Annotated in this window: 11 protein-coding genes and 1 pseudogene; 4 read left to right on the top strand and 8 right to left on the bottom strand. The window is 68.3% G+C overall.

Translation table 11 applies throughout. From position 1 onward, the window contains the following. Window positions 1–311: 311 nt before the first annotated feature. The 3 genes and pseudogenes from alc to MNI96_RS08415 form a co-directional block, all read right to left on the bottom strand. Window positions 312–1,325 (bottom strand): allantoicase, encoded by a 1,014-nt coding sequence (alc, locus tag MNI96_RS08425; RefSeq protein ID WP_249692073.1) that lies wholly within the window; start codon window positions 1,323–1,325, stop codon window positions 312–314. Window positions 1,326–1,433: 108 nt separating this feature from the next. Then, window positions 1,434–1,964, bottom strand: a pseudogene (gene uraD / locus MNI96_RS08420) (2-oxo-4-hydroxy-4-carboxy-5-ureidoimidazoline decarboxylase); the annotation flags it as partial. Window positions 1,965–2,388: 424 nt separating this feature from the next. Then, window positions 2,389–3,309 (bottom strand): LysR family transcriptional regulator, encoded by a 921-nt coding sequence (locus MNI96_RS08415; RefSeq protein ID WP_249692071.1) that lies wholly within the window; start codon window positions 3,307–3,309, stop codon window positions 2,389–2,391. A 262-nt stretch (window positions 3,310–3,571) separates the two neighbouring features. Between MNI96_RS08415 and MNI96_RS08410 the strand changes: the two genes are divergently transcribed. From MNI96_RS08410 to MNI96_RS08395, 4 genes are all read left to right on the top strand, one after another. Continuing rightward, window positions 3,572–4,807, top strand: coding sequence for a urate hydroxylase PuuD (locus tag MNI96_RS08410; protein ID WP_249692069.1), 1,236 nt, complete (start codon window positions 3,572–3,574; stop codon window positions 4,805–4,807). Between the two features lie 213 nt (window positions 4,808–5,020). After that, window positions 5,021–6,031 carry a methyltransferase gene (locus MNI96_RS08405; RefSeq protein ID WP_249692067.1) on the top strand — a complete coding sequence of 337 codons (1,011 nt, stop codon included), beginning with the start codon at window positions 5,021–5,023 and terminating at the stop codon, window positions 6,029–6,031. Window positions 6,032–6,190: 159 nt separating this feature from the next. After that, window positions 6,191–7,018 (top strand): MipA/OmpV family protein, encoded by an 828-nt coding sequence (locus MNI96_RS08400; RefSeq protein WP_249692065.1) that lies wholly within the window; start codon window positions 6,191–6,193, stop codon window positions 7,016–7,018. A 40-nt stretch (window positions 7,019–7,058) separates the two neighbouring features. Next, window positions 7,059–7,721: a DNA-3-methyladenine glycosylase family protein gene (locus MNI96_RS08395; protein ID WP_249692063.1), complete on the top strand. Its 663-nt coding sequence runs from the start codon at window positions 7,059–7,061 to the stop codon at window positions 7,719–7,721. Here the strand turns inward: MNI96_RS08395 and MNI96_RS08390 are convergent, their stop codons facing one another. The 5 genes from MNI96_RS08390 to htpX form a co-directional block, all read right to left on the bottom strand. Further along, entirely contained in the window at window positions 7,722–8,129 is a 408-nt protein-coding gene (locus tag MNI96_RS08390; protein ID WP_249692061.1) for a YkvA family protein, read from the bottom strand. Window positions 8,130–8,315: 186 nt separating this feature from the next. After that, entirely contained in the window at window positions 8,316–9,932 is a 1,617-nt protein-coding gene (gene purH / locus MNI96_RS08385) for a bifunctional phosphoribosylaminoimidazolecarboxamide formyltransferase/IMP cyclohydrolase (protein WP_249692059.1), read from the bottom strand. A 140-nt stretch (window positions 9,933–10,072) separates the two neighbouring features. Further along, complete coding sequence (locus MNI96_RS08380; protein ID WP_349629140.1) at window positions 10,073–11,830, bottom strand: heparinase II/III family protein; 1,758 nt, start codon at window positions 11,828–11,830, stop codon at window positions 10,073–10,075. A gap of 153 nt (window positions 11,831–11,983) precedes the next feature. Then, window positions 11,984–13,390, bottom strand: a complete 1,407-nt coding sequence (locus MNI96_RS08375; RefSeq protein ID WP_249692057.1) for an RsmB/NOP family class I SAM-dependent RNA methyltransferase — start codon at window positions 13,388–13,390, stop codon at window positions 11,984–11,986. Between the two features lie 145 nt (window positions 13,391–13,535). Continuing rightward, window positions 13,536–14,555 carry a zinc metalloprotease HtpX gene (htpX, locus tag MNI96_RS08370; protein ID WP_249692055.1) on the bottom strand — a complete coding sequence of 340 codons (1,020 nt, stop codon included), beginning with the start codon at window positions 14,553–14,555 and terminating at the stop codon, window positions 13,536–13,538. Window positions 14,556–14,666 lie beyond the last annotated feature (111 nt).

The following is a 14,666-nucleotide window of genomic DNA, read 5'->3' as shown; positions in this document are numbered from 1 at the left end:
TACGGCCTCGTCCGGGAAGACGCAAGGAGAGGCATCAGCGGAAAAACACCAGCAGAAAAACTCCGCTGCGCAAAGTTACCCGACGCGAACCCCACCCGCAGGATGTTATCCCGGTTTCGGCGCAGCCGAAGACCGGGAACCAGTAACCCCGAACGGTTCGGCTCAGACCTCAGCGCTGCCGTCGCAAGGCCGGAGGCTGCAGCCGTCGCACACTCATGCGTCCCAGCGGATACTGGACGCCTGCCTGCGCAGGCGTGACAGCCGAGGGGGGTGGCACCGCCTCGCCCCTCCCCGAGCCCCCACAGCCCCCTTCAGGCGAGGCGGCCGAACAGCCGCAGCCGGCTGATGCCGCCGTCGGGATGGATGTTGAGGCGCACATGGGTGACCGGGCCGAGCGGCTTGACCGCTTCCCTGCCGATCTCGTGGATCGCGTCGGCGGAGAGTTTCGTGCGCCCGACCAGTTCTTCCCAGAACATCGAGGAGGTGACGATGGCCCGGTCGAGATCGCCGGTCATGCCGCCAAGATCGGCTGCCTGCATCGAGCAGCTTTCCGGGAAGTTGCCCTTGTAGAAGGCCGTGTCGACGCTGGCCCGCTCAATGATGCCGCGCGCGCCCAGCTCGACGATGATCCAGTCGTGCCCCGGCTCGCGGCGCCGGCGGGTTTCCCAGCCGTCGCCCATGTTGAGCCCGCGTCCCGGCGCCAGCATGCGGTGATAGGCGCCGTAATGCGCGTCGGAAAAGGCGACGATCCGCGCCCCGTTCAGCGCCGAGGCGAGATCCAGCTCCGCAGCGCCCGCCGCCTGCCGGTCGAGCTCCGGCCGGCCATAGACGCGAAGGCGCGCAACGCCGCCGTCGGGATGGATGTGCAGCCGCACATGGGTCCACACGCCGGCGTCGAGACAGGTGAAATAGTGATGGGCGCTCGGCCCCAGCGGCGACATCGGCAGCAGCTCGGTCCACCGGGTCGCAGCGTCCGGCTCGCCGGCGCAAGCAGCCGCCTCGATGCGGCAGGCCGGCGGGTAGTTGCCGGTGAAATGCGAGGTGTCGACGTCGAAGCCGGTGATGCGGCCGCGCACGGCCAGGCGCACCACCGCGATGTCGTGGCCCGGTCCCCGGCGGCGGCGTGATTCCCAGCCGTCCATCCACTTGCCGTTGTCGTCGTAGCGATCCGGATAGAACACCGCCGCATCGTCCGCGAGCATCCGCGAGACCTCGGCGAAGAAGTCGTCGGTGACCGACACCGCGGCGGCTCCGAGGCCGGCGGAGGCGAGATTGATGTCCTTGCGGGCGAAGTCCGGACGGCTGTCCGGCTGATGAGACGTCATGACAAGGGTCCTTCATGCTAAGGCGCGCAAGGCGCGCATCAAAAGGCAGACAAGGGCACGCGGGAGGCGCGCCGAAAAACAGAGGCGAACAGGTCGGACCGCGCCGGCTCAACCGGCAATCAGATCCTTGAGCCGCAGCAGCGCGATCCGCTCCACCTGGGCACAGGCGGTCGAAAACTCGGCCCGCCGGTCGTTGGCGATGCGGGCCTCGAAATTCTCCAGGATTTCCGCCTTGCTGCGCCCCTTCACCGCCAGGATGAAGGGGAAGCCGAAGCGGGAGGTGTAAGCCTCGTTGAGGGCGGTGAAGCGGGCGCGCTCCGTGTCGGTCAGCGCGTCGAGCCCGGCGGAGGCCTGCTCGCCGGCGGACTCCGCCGTCAGGCGCTTGGCCGCCGCCAGCTTGCCGGCAAGATCGGGATGCGCCCGCAACACGCCGAGCCGCTCGTCCTCGCTCGCCGCGCGGAACTCCGCAACCAGCCGCGCATGCAGCCCCTCCGCCGTGTCGGCATCGGGTCCGAGCCCTTTCGCAAGCGCCCGCTCGGCGATCCAGGGCGAATGTTCGAAGACCCCGCCGAACCGGACGAGGAAGGCGGCGCGGTCCATCACCGAGGGACGCGTCGCGGAAGACGGATCGGAATGCTCGCTTGCGGTCACGGATGGATCTCCGGATGGGTTCGTCTATTGGTAATGCAAAACAATGACCCTCTCTTTCAAATTTTTCTTGAAAGAGATGTCCGCCGCGCCGGGGCTTGCGGGGCTGTACGTGACGCCTCCGGAAGCGCCCTTCACTTGTCCCCGTTTGCGCGAAGTTGATCCGGGTTTGCGACGGATTTTGCGCAGCTTTCTCGAAATCTCGCAAAATCCGTCGCAAACCCGCGCAAATTCCGCCGATTTCAGCAAATATTTCAACCGGATTCCGGTTCTTTTCGGGGTGGACGGGGATAGATTCGACCCCGATTTGCTCCCTCGCCGGTGGGGAAACGGCCTTCGCGGCAGATTTACACCCGCACCGCTCGCCTCGCGGCGTGTCGCCACTGCCCGCGCAATCCCCTCTCAGTCTCCCCGCTCAATCTCCGGCAAGGGCGGCATCGACCGCCGCCTTGCAGCGCGCGGTCACGAAGTCGATGAACAGGCGGATCTTCGGGTCCTGGTAGCGCTTGTGCGGATAGAGGCAGGCAAGCTGCACCGGCAGCGGCGGCGTCGCCCGGCAGACCTCGACCAGCCGCCCGGCCCGCAGGTGATGCGCCACCTCGAACAGCGGCTTGTTGACGATGCCGCAGCCGGCAAGCGCCCAATCGGTGAGCACATCGCCGTCGTCGGATTCGAACGGCCCCGACACTTCATGGCGCTCCGGCCCGCCCGGCCCCTTGAGCGTCCAGTTGAATTCGCTGGTGCCGGGAAAGCGCAGCAGCAGGCAGGAATGGCGGCCGCGCACCAGCTCCGCGCCGCTCTCCGGCGTGCCATGGGCGGCCAGATAGTCGGGCGCGGCGCACAGCACCCGCGCGCAGTCGACGACGGGGCGCATCTTCAGGGCCGAATCGGCCGGCTGGCCCAGCACGAAGGCGATATCCAGCCCCTCGCCCAGCACGTCGACCTTGCGGTCGGACAGGCGCAGCCGCACGTCGATATCCGGATAGTCCGCCTTGAACGCCGGGATCAGCGGCGCCACCAGCCGCCGCCCGAGGCCGAGCGGCGCGGCCACGAAGATCGAGCCGCGCGGATGGCGGGCGACATCGGCCACCGCCGCTTCCGCCTCCTCGATGGCGTCGAGGATCTTCACCGCGCCCTTGTAGAAGATCGAGCCGTGCTCGGTCGGCGTCAGCTTGCGCGTCGTGCGGTTGAACAGGCGCACGCCGAGATGCTTTTCCAGCTCGCCGATGCGGCTGGACACCACCGCCGGCGAGACCCGCTGGTCGCGCGCCGCCGCCGACATCGAGCCGAGATCGACGGCCCGCACGAAAACCCGGAGAGTGTTCACATAGGACATGGGATGCCCTTACCGCTTTCAAGAAAATCTTGATAGTGATCGAAGCATATCGCGACTTTTTTGCAAATCGCGGATCTGTCAGTCTCGCGCGGAATCCGTCAGCGCGGCCGCGCGGATCTGCGCAGGTTCTGTGATTCGATTTTGGGCACGACGGACGGCCCGGCAGCGGCGAACATGCTCCTGCCGATGCAATGACCGGGCGCGATGCATCCGGTGTAGGGGGCACGGGGCCTGCACGGCCCTTTGGGAAGGAGAGACTGCGATGGAAGTGGCGATCGCCTGGGACTGGCTGTCCTTCGCCTTGCGCTGGCTGCATGTGGTGACGGCCATCGCCTGGATCGGCTCGTCCTTCTACTTCATCGCCCTCGATCTGGGCCTGCGCAAGGCGCCCGACCTTCCCCCTGGTGCCCATGGCGAGGAATGGCAGGTCCATGGCGGCGGCTTCTACCACATCCGCAAGTATCTGGTGGCGCCCGCCAGCCTTCCCGAGCACCTGACCTGGTTCAAGTGGGAGAGCTACGCCACCTGGCTTTCGGGCTTCGCGCTGATGTGCGTCGTCTACTATGCCGGCGCCGATCTCTACATGATCGATCCCTCGGTCATGGAGCTGTCGCGGCCGGGCGCCATCGCGCTCTCCATCGCCTCCATCGCCTTCGGCTGGATCGTCTACGACCTGCTCTGCCGCTCGCCGCTCGGGCGCAGCACCACCGGGCTGATGCTGCTGCTCTACGTCGTGCTGGTCGCCATGGCCTGGGGCTACACCCAGGTCTTCACCGGCCGCGCCGCCTTCCTGCATCTGGGCGCCTTCACCGCCACCATCATGTCGGCCAACGTCTTCCTGCTGATCATCCCCAACCAGAAGAAGGTGGTCGCCGCGCTTCTGGCTGGAAAGACGCCGGCCCCTTCGCTCGGCGCCCAGGCCAAGCAGCGCTCGCTGCACAACAATTACCTCACTCTCCCCGTCGTCTTTTTGATGCTGTCCAATCATTATCCCCTGGCCTTCGCGACGCAGTACAATTGGGTGATCGCCTCGCTGGTTTTCCTGATGGGCGTCACGATTCGGCACTTCTTCAACAGCACCCACGCCCGCAAGGATGCGCCGTGGTGGACCTGGTTCGTCACCGCCGGGATCTTCCTCGCCGTCGTCTGGCTGTCGACCCTGCGTCCCGGCGAGGAGGCCAGCGAGACGGCGGAACGCACCGGCCGCCTGCCGCCGCAGGTCGCCCGCTTCGTCGAGGACGAGCATTTCGAGGCGGCGCGCGACACGGTGCTGACGCGCTGCTCCATGTGCCATGCGGCCGAGCCGCTGTGGGAGGGAATGGCGGCGGCCCCCAAGGGCGTGCGGCTGGAAAGCGACGCGGAGATCGCCGAGCACGCCCGCGAGATCTACCTGCAGGCCGGCATCACCCACGCCATGCCGCCGGCCAACGTGACCTATATCGAGCCGGACGAACGCGCCGTTCTCGCCGCCTGGTATCGCAGCGCCACGTCCCGCTGACCGGGCGCCCACCGGATGGGCAGTTGCCCGAAAGACTTGCAATCTGTCCCCGGCCGGTGGATTGCCGATCCGTTTCGTATTAAGAAGATCCCATCATCAACAGGGATCCGCCCCGGCCGAAACGTCATCGACGTTCTTCGGCGTGCCGACGTATTTCCATCCGGAATGCCGTAATACGCGGGTCCCGAACCTGACGGGAGGGACGACAGCACGATGACGGTTCTGACAGAGGCCGAGGACATCTCGGACATCGCTTTCGGCTACATGGGATCGAAGGCGCTGTTCGCCGCGCTCCACTTCGGGGTCTTCACCGAGCTGGGCGAGGGCCCGGCCTCCGCCGACGATCTCGCCCCCAGGATCGGCCTGCCGCGCGAACGCTGCCGCACCCTGATGACCGCCCTCACCTCGCTCGGCCTGACCGGGATCCGGGACGGGCGCTACGCCAATTCCCCCGCCGCCGAGCGGTTCCTGGTCAAGGGCGCCCGCCACGACTTCGGCGACTACCTGCGCCTGCAGGTCGGCCAGCAGATGTACCCGCTGATGGACCAGATCGAACCGGCGCTGGCCGGCGAGCTGCCGCAGGAGGCGACCGCCTCCTATGACGACTGGTTCTCCGACCCGGACGAGGCCCGCCTCTACTCCGAGAGCCAGCATGCCGGCTCGCTCGGCCCGGCACGCGGCCTTGCCAAGCGAGTCGACCTTTCGCAGGCGCGCAGCCTGCTCGATGTCGGCGGCGGCACCGGCGCCTTCGCCATCACCCTGTGCAAGGCCTTCCCGCAATTGTCCGCAACCCTCGTCGAGTTTCCGAACGTTGCGGATATCGGCGAGGGCTTCGTCGCCCGCGCCGGCCTGTCGGAACGCATCGAATACCGGCGGGGCAACGCTCTCGAGGCCGAGTGGCCCAAGGACCAGGACGCGGTGTTGATGTCCTATCTGCTGTCCGGCGTGCCGGACCATGCCCATGACGATCTCTTCGCCCGCGCCTTCGCGCATCTGGCGCCGGGCGGGCTGCTGATGATCCACGACTTCGTCGTCGATGCCGACCGCAAGGGCCCGCGCAACACCGCCTTGTGGCAGCTCCAGCACACGGCCTTCACGCCCGAGGCCCGCTCGATCGCCGACGATTGGCTGGCGAAGCGGCTCACGGCCGCCGGCTTTGCCGACGTCTCGGTCGAACCGCTGATCCCCGGCATGACCAAGCTGGCGCTGGGGCGCCGTCCCTGAGCCGGGCACTGCGCCACCCTGCAGGCGATGCAAGCCTGCAACAGGGTGGCGCAAGCCGGTCACATCGCTGCGAAATCGCTTCGCGGTAAGGGTTCGGTCAGCTAAACCGGAATACACAAGTCTTCACAGACGCCGACAGCCGGAGCAGGCCCGACCGCCATGCGCAAGAACACCCTCGTTTCCGCCCTTACCGCCGCCGCCCTTCTGGCCGGCGCGAGCCTGGCCGCTCCGGCGGCCCTCGCCCAGGACGGCATGGCGGCGCCACAGGATATGCCCCTGCCGTCCCGGCAGTATGTCATCGACCTCGGCGTCGGCGCGCTGGTGAAGCCGAAATACGAAGGCGCCGACAAGATGATGGTCTCGCCGCTGCCGATCATCTCCTTCGGCCGATTCTACCTGCCGGGCCTCGGCCAGGTGAGCGACGGCGAGAAGACCACCCGCGGCGTCTTCTTCTTCCCCTCGATCAACTTCGTGGGCGAGCGCAAGGCCTCCGACAGCGTCAAGCTGACCGGCACCGACAAGGTCGACTGGGCGCTGGAGCTCGGCCTCGGCGCCGGTTTCCGCTACGACTGGTTCAGCGCCTTCGTCGAGTTGCGCCAGGGCATCAACGGCCACTCCGGCCAGGTCGGCCAGGTCGGCGCAGACGTCATCCTGAACCCGATGGAACGGTTGGAAATCGCCTTCGGCCCCCGCGCCGATTTCGCCAGCGGCGATTATATGGGCACTTATTTCGGGGTCACCGCCGCCGAGGCGGCCGCCTCGCTCGGCAACCTGACCGCCTATAAGGCCAGCGGCGGCTTCAAGTCGGTCGGCCTCTCGGGTCGCGCCAGCTATGCGGTCACGGATCAGACGGCACTGCACCTGCAGGCCGGCTGGGACCGCTACATCGGCGACGCCCGCAACAGCCCGATCGTTCGCCGTGGCAACGAAAACCAGTTCTCCATCGGCGCCGGCGTCACCTACCGCTTTTCCTTCGACCTGTTCTGATCGAAGTCCCGGTCGCACCGACAAAGCCGGCAGCATCCGCATGAGGGACGACAAGCGCGCCCCGTCCCGGATCGACAACGAGGACCACCTCGCCGCCGGACTGCGGGAGCTTCTGGCCATCGCACCGGATCTCGGCCGTCTTGCCGCGGCCGGCGATCCGCTGCCGCTGCGCCGCCATCCCCCGACCTTCGCCGAGCTTGCCCGCATCGTCACTGCCCAGCAGGTGTCGCTGGCGAGCGCCGCGGCCATCTACGGCCGGCTTGAAACGCTGATCGCCCCGTTCGATGCAGCGACCATCCTGCGCCTGAGCGACGACCAGCTCGGCCAGGCCGGCCTGTCGCGCGCCAAGATCGCCACCTTTCGCGCCATCGCTGAGGCCGTTGCCGACGGCCTCGACCTCGCCGGCCTCGTCGACCTGCCGGCGGAGGATGCCCGCGCCCGCCTCGTCTCCTTGCGCGGCATCGGGCCGTGGACGGCGGATGTCTTCCTGCTGTTCTGCGCCGGGCACCCGGATGTCTTTCCCGCCGGCGATGTCGCCCTGCAGGAAGCCCTGCGCGACGCCCTTGCCCTGGATGTGCGGCCGAACCCGCGCGAGGCCGAACGGCTGGCCCGGCGCTGGTCGCCTTGGCGCGGCGTTGCGGCGCGGCTGCTTTGGGCGCATTACCGCCGCCTCACCGGCCGCGGGACCGGCCTGCCGGTCTGATCAGGCCCTGCTGCTGGCTTGGCTGTTGTCGTCTTCAGTATCGGCCTTGCCCAGCGCTGCGCGCGCCGCCTCCCGGTGCTCCTCGCGCATATGACTGCCGATCAGCGCCAGCACGCCGAGCAGGATGCTGGCATCGTCCGTGAAGCCGATGCCGAGGATGGCGTCGGGGATGATGTCGAAGGGCATGACGAAATAGGCAAGGCCGGCGAAGATCGTGCCGCGTACGCGCACCGGCGTTGCCGGATCCACGGCGCAGTAATAGGCGGCGATGACATCCTCCATGAAGGGGATCTGCCGCGCCGCCTTGCGCGCCACCTTGAAAAGGCGCGCCCCGACCCGCTCCTCGCGGCCCTTTTCGGGGCCGAGGATTTCCGGATCGATGCCGAGATCGTCGTAACGTGCCGCCATGCCTGCCGTCTCCTTGCCGGACCTTGCGAAGGTCCTGCGGACAGCCCCCAACACGGGCCGGAACGGCCCGCTTTTTACCCCATGTGTGGGCCGAAACGGCCCGCGCCCGCCCTTTATGTGGGGCGGGCGCGGTGCATTTTCAAAGATGCTGACAAAACGCGCCCGTGCAGGGCGCCATGACAGCCGTCAGTGACGGAAGTGCCGCATGCCGGTAAAGACCATGGCAAGCCCGGCCTCGTCGGCCGCGGCGATCACTTCCGCATCGCGCATCGAGCCGCCCGGCTGGATCACCGCCGTCGCCCCGGCGGCGGCCGCGGCCAGAAGTCCGTCGGCGAAGGGGAAGAAGGCGTCGGACGCCACCACCGAACCGATGGTGTTCGGCCGGTCGGCGCCTGCCGCCTCCGCCGCGTCCTCGGCCTTGCGCGCGGCGATACGGGCGCTGTCGATGCGGCTCATCTGGCCGGCGCCGATACCGGCGGTCGCGCCCTCGCGCACATAGACGATAGCGTTCGACTTGACGTGCTTCGCGACGCGGAAGGCGAACTTGAGGTCGGCCATTTCCTGCTCGGTCGGGGCGCGCTTCGTCACCACCTTGAGATCGAGATCCTCCACCGTGCCGGTGTCGCGATCCTGCACCAGCAGGCCGCCGGCCACCGACTTGACGATGCGCGCACCGGCGCGCGGATCGGCGAGCCCGCCGGTGATCAAGAGGCGCAGGTTCTTCTTGGCGGCGACGATGGCGAGCGCCTCGTCGCTGGCCTCCGGGGCGATGATCACCTCGGTGAAGATCTTGACGATCTCCTCGGCCGCGGCCGCGTCCAGCTTGCTGTTGAGCGCGACGATGCCGCCGAAGGCGGAAACCGGATCGCAGGCCAACGCCTTCAGATAGGCGTCCTTGAGGGTCGCGCCCGTGGCGACGCCGCAGGGGTTGGCGTGCTTGATGATGGCAACCGCCGGCGACACGCCCGGATCGAACTCGCTGACCAGTTCGAACGCGGCATCCGTGTCGTTGATGTTGTTGTAGGACAGCTCCTTGCCCTGCACCTGGCGGGCGGTGGCGACGCCGAAGCGGCGCTCCGGCGTCAGGTAGAACGCCGCCTTCTGATGCGGGTTCTCGCCGTAGCGCATGACCGAGGCGAGACGGCCGCCGAAGGCCACATGCGCCGGCGCGTCCTCCCCGATGGAAGCGGCGAACCAGTTGGAAACGGCCGCGTCATAGGCCGCGGTGCGGGCAAAGGCCTTCTGCGCCAGCCGCTTGCGCAGCGCCAGCGGCACCTGCCCCTCGTGTTCGCCGAGCGCCTCGATCACCTCGGCATAGTCGGCCGGATCGCTGACCATCGTCACATAGGCATGGTTCTTGGCCGCCGCGCGGGTCATCGCCGGGCCGCCGATGTCGATGTTCTCGATGGCGAGCGCGAAGTCGGCGCCGGAAGCGACCGTCTCCTCGAAGGGATAGAGATTGACGCAGACGAGGTCGATGCCGGTGATGCCGTGCTCCTTCATCGCCGCGGCATGCTCGGCATCGTCGCGGATGGCCAGCAGACCGCCATGCACCGACGGATGCAGCGTCTTGACGCGCCCGTCCATGATCTCGGGAAAGCCGGTGACCTCCGAAATGTCGAGCACCTTCAGCCCGGCATCCGCGAGCGTCTTGCGCGTGCCGCCGGTCGAGACCAACTCGACGCCGAGCCCTGCAAGCGCGGTCGCGAACTCGATGAGGCCTGTCTTGTCGGAGACGGAGAGCAGGGCGCGCCTGACGGGAACGAGATCGGGAACGGGAATGCGTTTCGACACCACGGCCATTGCGGAGGGTCCTTCGGGTTTTCGGCGGGACAGTGATCTGCGTGCGCCTAGCACGAAGCGCGGAAAACCGGAAGCCGAGGAAGGGGGATTGGGTAAAAAATGCGCAAGACGCACAGGCTGCGCACCACAGCAGGACGCCCTTAAAGGTCGAGCTCGCCGCTGGCCGTGTCGCTGACGCGCCGCCGCGTCGCCCGCCCCGCCGCCGTGCGGCAGAACTGCCAGGCCGCCTCGCGGCGATGGGCAAGCCGGCCGTAGAGCACGATCTGCTCGCACCGCCGATGGCCGGAACTGTCGGACAGATAAATGGATTCCTCGATGCCCATCTCGCAGCCCGGCGCGGTGAACTCCCACGCCTCGCCGTCCGGCGCCACCAGCAGGATGCCGGTGCCCGAGCGGATCGAGCTCGCCTTGATCGAGGGGTGCAGATGGAAGCGGATGGCGAATTCGTGGTCGCGTCCGGTGCGCGCGGTCGGGCGGAACCGGTCGATGCCGTCGAGCACGCTGCCGTCCTGCGACAGGGTAATGTCGCGCTCGTGGATCAGGCGCAGGTTGTCCTGGTAGCCGTTGTGGCTGGCGACGATGCGCACGCCGGAAGGACCCTCCTCGCGCTCCACCGGCACGCTGGTCGGCCCGGTGAGGATCGGCGCGCCGAGCCAGCCGCCGAAACGCGCTTCCGACAGGAAGCGCGCGGACGAGGTGTCGTCGATCGTCGCGGTGGAATGGGCGGCCGTTGCCCGCGAGACCGAGCGCCAGGCGCCGCGCTCGCTGTTCGAGACGCCGCAATTGACGACGATGCGCGTGCGCCGCGACGACATCTCGAAGGACAGGCACCCGGCATGGGCGGTCAGGCTCAGCGCCGGCTCCGGCGGCACGCCGGTATCCATCAGCAGCAGGGTGTCGCCGCAGGCGACGCGCTGGTAGCCCGAATGCGGCGCATTGCCCGGCGGACCGCCGCGCGCATCGTCATAGGCAAGGATCGTCGCGACGAGGTCGACCGGTGTCGCGCCCATGCCGTTGAAATGCGCGAAGGTGCCGTCGCCGTGGCGGAAAAAGCGGACCATCGGCATCATCCGGTCGATTGCCTGCATCACCATCGGCGAGGCCGGCATGCCCTGCACGGTCAGCGCCTGGCGCACCGGCAACAGGTCGACGAGGATATCCAGCAGTGCGGCCGGATTGCGCGAGATGTGGCCACCATCGGCAAGGACCTGGCGAGCGAGTTCCTGGTCCAGCCGGCGCAGGCTCTGGCGCACGAAGCGCCCCTGCCCCGACATGGAGACGGTGGCCGCGGCAACGGCCATGGCCGCCTGCAGGCGCGGCACCCCGTCCGGCGTCTCGTTCATGGTGCGGCGCAGGTAGCGGACCTGCCGGGCGAGCGAGCGCAGGAAGCGGCGATAGAACTCGCGGTCGCAACCCTCCAGGATCAGCGGCGATTGCGACAGCCAGGCCAGCACCCGGCGCGCCACCACCTGCTGCTCCCAGGCCGTGTCCTGCCAGTAGCCGCAGCTTCTGATCCAGTCGTCGACCAGCGCCCGCGCATTCTGCCGCGCGACCACGGTCTCGGCCGCCTTGAGGTGGCGGAGCCAGCCGAAGCCGTGCAGGGCGCGGGCCCAGTCGGCGGACGGCGCGTGCACCTCGAACGGGGATTGGCCGGATGTCTCGACCAGTTGGCCGGCGAACAGGAAGCGCCCGGCATAGATGTCGGCGGCATTGGTGCCGTCGGCGGTGCGCAGGTCCTGCGGGGCGATGATCAGGCGTGCGGGCGTGCCGGAAAACAGCCGCCAGCGGAACAGCGGCCCGCCATGCATCCATCTGAGCAGGGACTGCCAGGCGGCCTGCGTGAGGAGACGCCACACCCGTGCCCGTTCGGTCACCGACATTAGCGTCACCTGTGCCACCTTCCCTCCAGCCGCGCTGCCGTCGTGCCGAGCCCTTTCGCGAATCCACTTCGCCTGCAAACTTCAGTTTCCGGCAACAGGGTTAGCGATCCGTTACCCATTTCAGCACGATTCGAGGGTTTCACAGCGGATGCAAGGCGTCTTGAGGGCGGATCAGCGACGGACGAGACGGGCGGCGAAGAAGCCGTCCATGCCGCCGTCCTGGCGCGGCTCGCGCGGCAGCGACACCGGCAGGGTCCGCAGGTCGCCGTCCGCCGTCACCAGACCCGCAAAGCCCGTCTCCGCCTCCGCGATGGGCAGGCGCGCGAAACCGGGGGTGGCGGCAAGGAACCGGGCGATCACCTGCTCGCCCTCCGCCGGCTCCAGCGAGCAGGTGCAATAGACGAGGCATCCGCCCGGCTTGAGCCACCCGCTCACGCGCTCCAGCAGCAGCGCCTGGGCGGCGGCAAGGCTCGCCACATCCTCCGCCCGACGGTTCCAGGCCACTTCCGGATGGCGGCGGATCGTGCCGGTCGCCGAACACGGCGCGTCCAGCAGGATGGCGTCGAACGGCGCGGCGGGTTCGTAGTTGGCAAGGTCGGCGGCCACCACCTCGGCGCTCAAGCCCAGCCTTGCAAGGTTCTGCGAGAGCCGCTCCAGCCGGCGGGCGGAAATGTCGACGGCGGTGACATGGCCGCCGGCCGCCGCCAATTGCGCGGTCTTGCCGCCGGGCGCCGCGCACAGGTCGGCAACGCTCAATCCGGCGACATCGCCGAGCAGCCGCGCCGGGATCGCGGCGGCCGCGTCCTGCACCCACCAGGTTCCGGCGTCGTATCCCTCCAGCGCCTCGATGCGCCCGCCCGGTCGGGTGAGCCGCACCGTGTTGCCGCCGATGGCCGTGCCGCCGAGGCGCTCGGCCCATCCCTGCGGGTCGGCCTTCACGGTGAGATCGAGATTCGGTTCCAGCAGGTGCATCTCGGCAAGGGCGAGCGCCGTTTCCTCGCCATAGGCCTTCTGCCAGCCGGCGAACAGCCAGACCGGCGTGTTGCGCCAGGGCTGTGCCGTGGCGGCGAGCAGCTCCTCGCGTTCGGCCACCATTCGCCGCAGCACCGCATTGACCAGGCCCTTGTAGCGCCGCGAGCGGTTGTCCGCATCGGCCAACGCCACGGCGATGGCCACCGCCGCCCGGTCCGGCACCTCCATGAACAGAACCTGCGCGGCCGCGATATGCAGAATGTCGAGGACGAAGCCGGTCTTTTCCGGCACCGGGCGCTCCAGCAGCCGGTCGACGATGGCCGAGATCTGCCCGCGCCGGCGCAGCGCCGTGCCGAGCATTGCGCGCACCAGGGCCCGGTCGCGGGCGATTAGCGCGGCAAAGCCGGGATGGCCGCCGCTCTCCTTCAGCTCGTCGTCGAGCGGCCGGCGACCGGTCACGACACGGCCGAGGATTTCCACCGCAACGCGGCGCGCCGCCAGGCCCACCGTCGAATGGTCCGGCTGATAGCGGGTGCGCACGGGGTTGCCCCCCTGCCCCTTGCGGGGTCGGGCGCTGCGGTCGCCGTTGTCGGTCTTGTCGCTCACCGGCTCGGATCGCCTCACGGGGCGGGCAGCGCGCGAAGCGCACGGCACCGCCGCATCAAAAGAAGGATAGGCGGTATGCCCGCAAACGGCAGGGAATCACAACCCCTAAAGCAGCATGGCCGGAATCCGGTCCGGTCGACCGCCGTCAGCCCCAGGGGCCGCGCCGGCCGGAACCGCCCCCGGTGCCGCCGTCGTTGCGGCGGCGCGAACGCCCCCAGGGGCCCGGAGGATCGCTGCGCACCGGACCCTCGTTGACCGGGCCGCGATCGCGCGGCCCGGTGGACGCATAGGCGGCCCCGCCGCGCGAATAACCGCCGCCGCCCATCGATCCGGCCAGTTCCTGAAGCGCGCGGATGCGGTTGTCGGTGTTGGGATGGGTGGAGAACAGATTGTCCATCCGCTCGCCCGACAGCGGGTTGATGATGAACATATGGGCGGTCGCCGGATTGCGCTCCGCGTCCGGATTGTGGACCCGCGCCGCGCCGCCGGCGATCTTCGCCAGAGCGGAAGCGAGCCAGATCGGATTGCCGCAGATCTCCGCGCCCATGCGGTCGGCGGCATATTCGCGCGTGCGGCTGATCGCCATCTGCACCAGCATCGCCGCGAGCGGGGCGACGATCATCGCGATCAGCACGCCGATGAAGCCGAGCGGGTTGTTGTTCTCCCGGTTGCCGCCGAAGAAGAAGGCGAAATTGGCGAGCATCGAGATCGCGCCGGCAATTGTCGCCGTCATGGTCATGATCAGCGTGTCGCGGTTCTTCACATGGGCAAGCTCGTGCGCCATCACGCCGGCGATCTCTTCCATGGTCAGGCTTTCCAGCAGCCCGGTGGTGGCGGCGACGGCCGCATTCTGCGGATTTCGGCCCGTGGCGAAGGCGTTCGGCTGCGGATTGTTGATGAGATAGACCTTCGGCATCGGCAGGTCGGCCCGCTCGGCGAGCTGCCGCACCATGTGGAACAGCTCCGGCGCCTGGCTCTCGTTGGCCTCCACCGCATGGTGCATGCGCAGCACCATCTTGTCGGAGTTCCAGTAGCTGAACAGGTTCATCGCCGCGGCAACGGCGAGCGCGATCATCATGCCGCCCTCGCCGCCGATCAGAAAGCCGACGCCCATGAACAGCGCCGTCATCGCGGCGAGCAGAAGTGCGGTGCGGAAATAGTTCATCTCACCTGCCTGTGTCGTGGGGCCGCTATAGCGACAGTTGCATCTTTGATCCTATATGTTGGCGGCAGCGCGATTTTCTGCAAGAGAGCAACGCGAGCCCACCGCAGGACG

It is taken from the genome of Stappia sp. WLB 29, assembly GCF_023507705.1.
Taxonomy (GTDB): domain Bacteria; phylum Pseudomonadota; class Alphaproteobacteria; order Rhizobiales; family Stappiaceae; genus Stappia.
This window is presented reverse-complemented; position numbering and strand designations above follow the sequence as displayed.

Coding starts and splice junctions, on each gene's coding strand:
- alc (WP_249692073.1), bottom strand. CDS start 1,325: ATGACGTCTCATCAGCCGGACAGCCGTCCGGACTTCGCCCGCAAGGAC.
- MNI96_RS08415 (WP_249692071.1), bottom strand. CDS start 3,309: ATGTCCTATGTGAACACTCTCCGGGTTTTCGTGCGGGCCGTCGATCTC.
- MNI96_RS08410 (WP_249692069.1), top strand. CDS start 3,572: ATGGAAGTGGCGATCGCCTGGGACTGGCTGTCCTTCGCCTTGCGCTGG.
- MNI96_RS08405 (WP_249692067.1), top strand. CDS start 5,021: ATGACGGTTCTGACAGAGGCCGAGGACATCTCGGACATCGCTTTCGGC.
- MNI96_RS08400 (WP_249692065.1), top strand. CDS start 6,191: ATGCGCAAGAACACCCTCGTTTCCGCCCTTACCGCCGCCGCCCTTCTG.
- MNI96_RS08395 (WP_249692063.1), top strand. CDS start 7,059: ATGAGGGACGACAAGCGCGCCCCGTCCCGGATCGACAACGAGGACCAC.
- MNI96_RS08390 (WP_249692061.1), bottom strand. CDS start 8,129: ATGGCGGCACGTTACGACGATCTCGGCATCGATCCGGAAATCCTCGGC.
- purH (WP_249692059.1), bottom strand. CDS start 9,932: ATGGCCGTGGTGTCGAAACGCATTCCCGTTCCCGATCTCGTTCCCGTC.
- htpX (WP_249692055.1), bottom strand. CDS start 14,555: ATGAACTATTTCCGCACCGCACTTCTGCTCGCCGCGATGACGGCGCTG.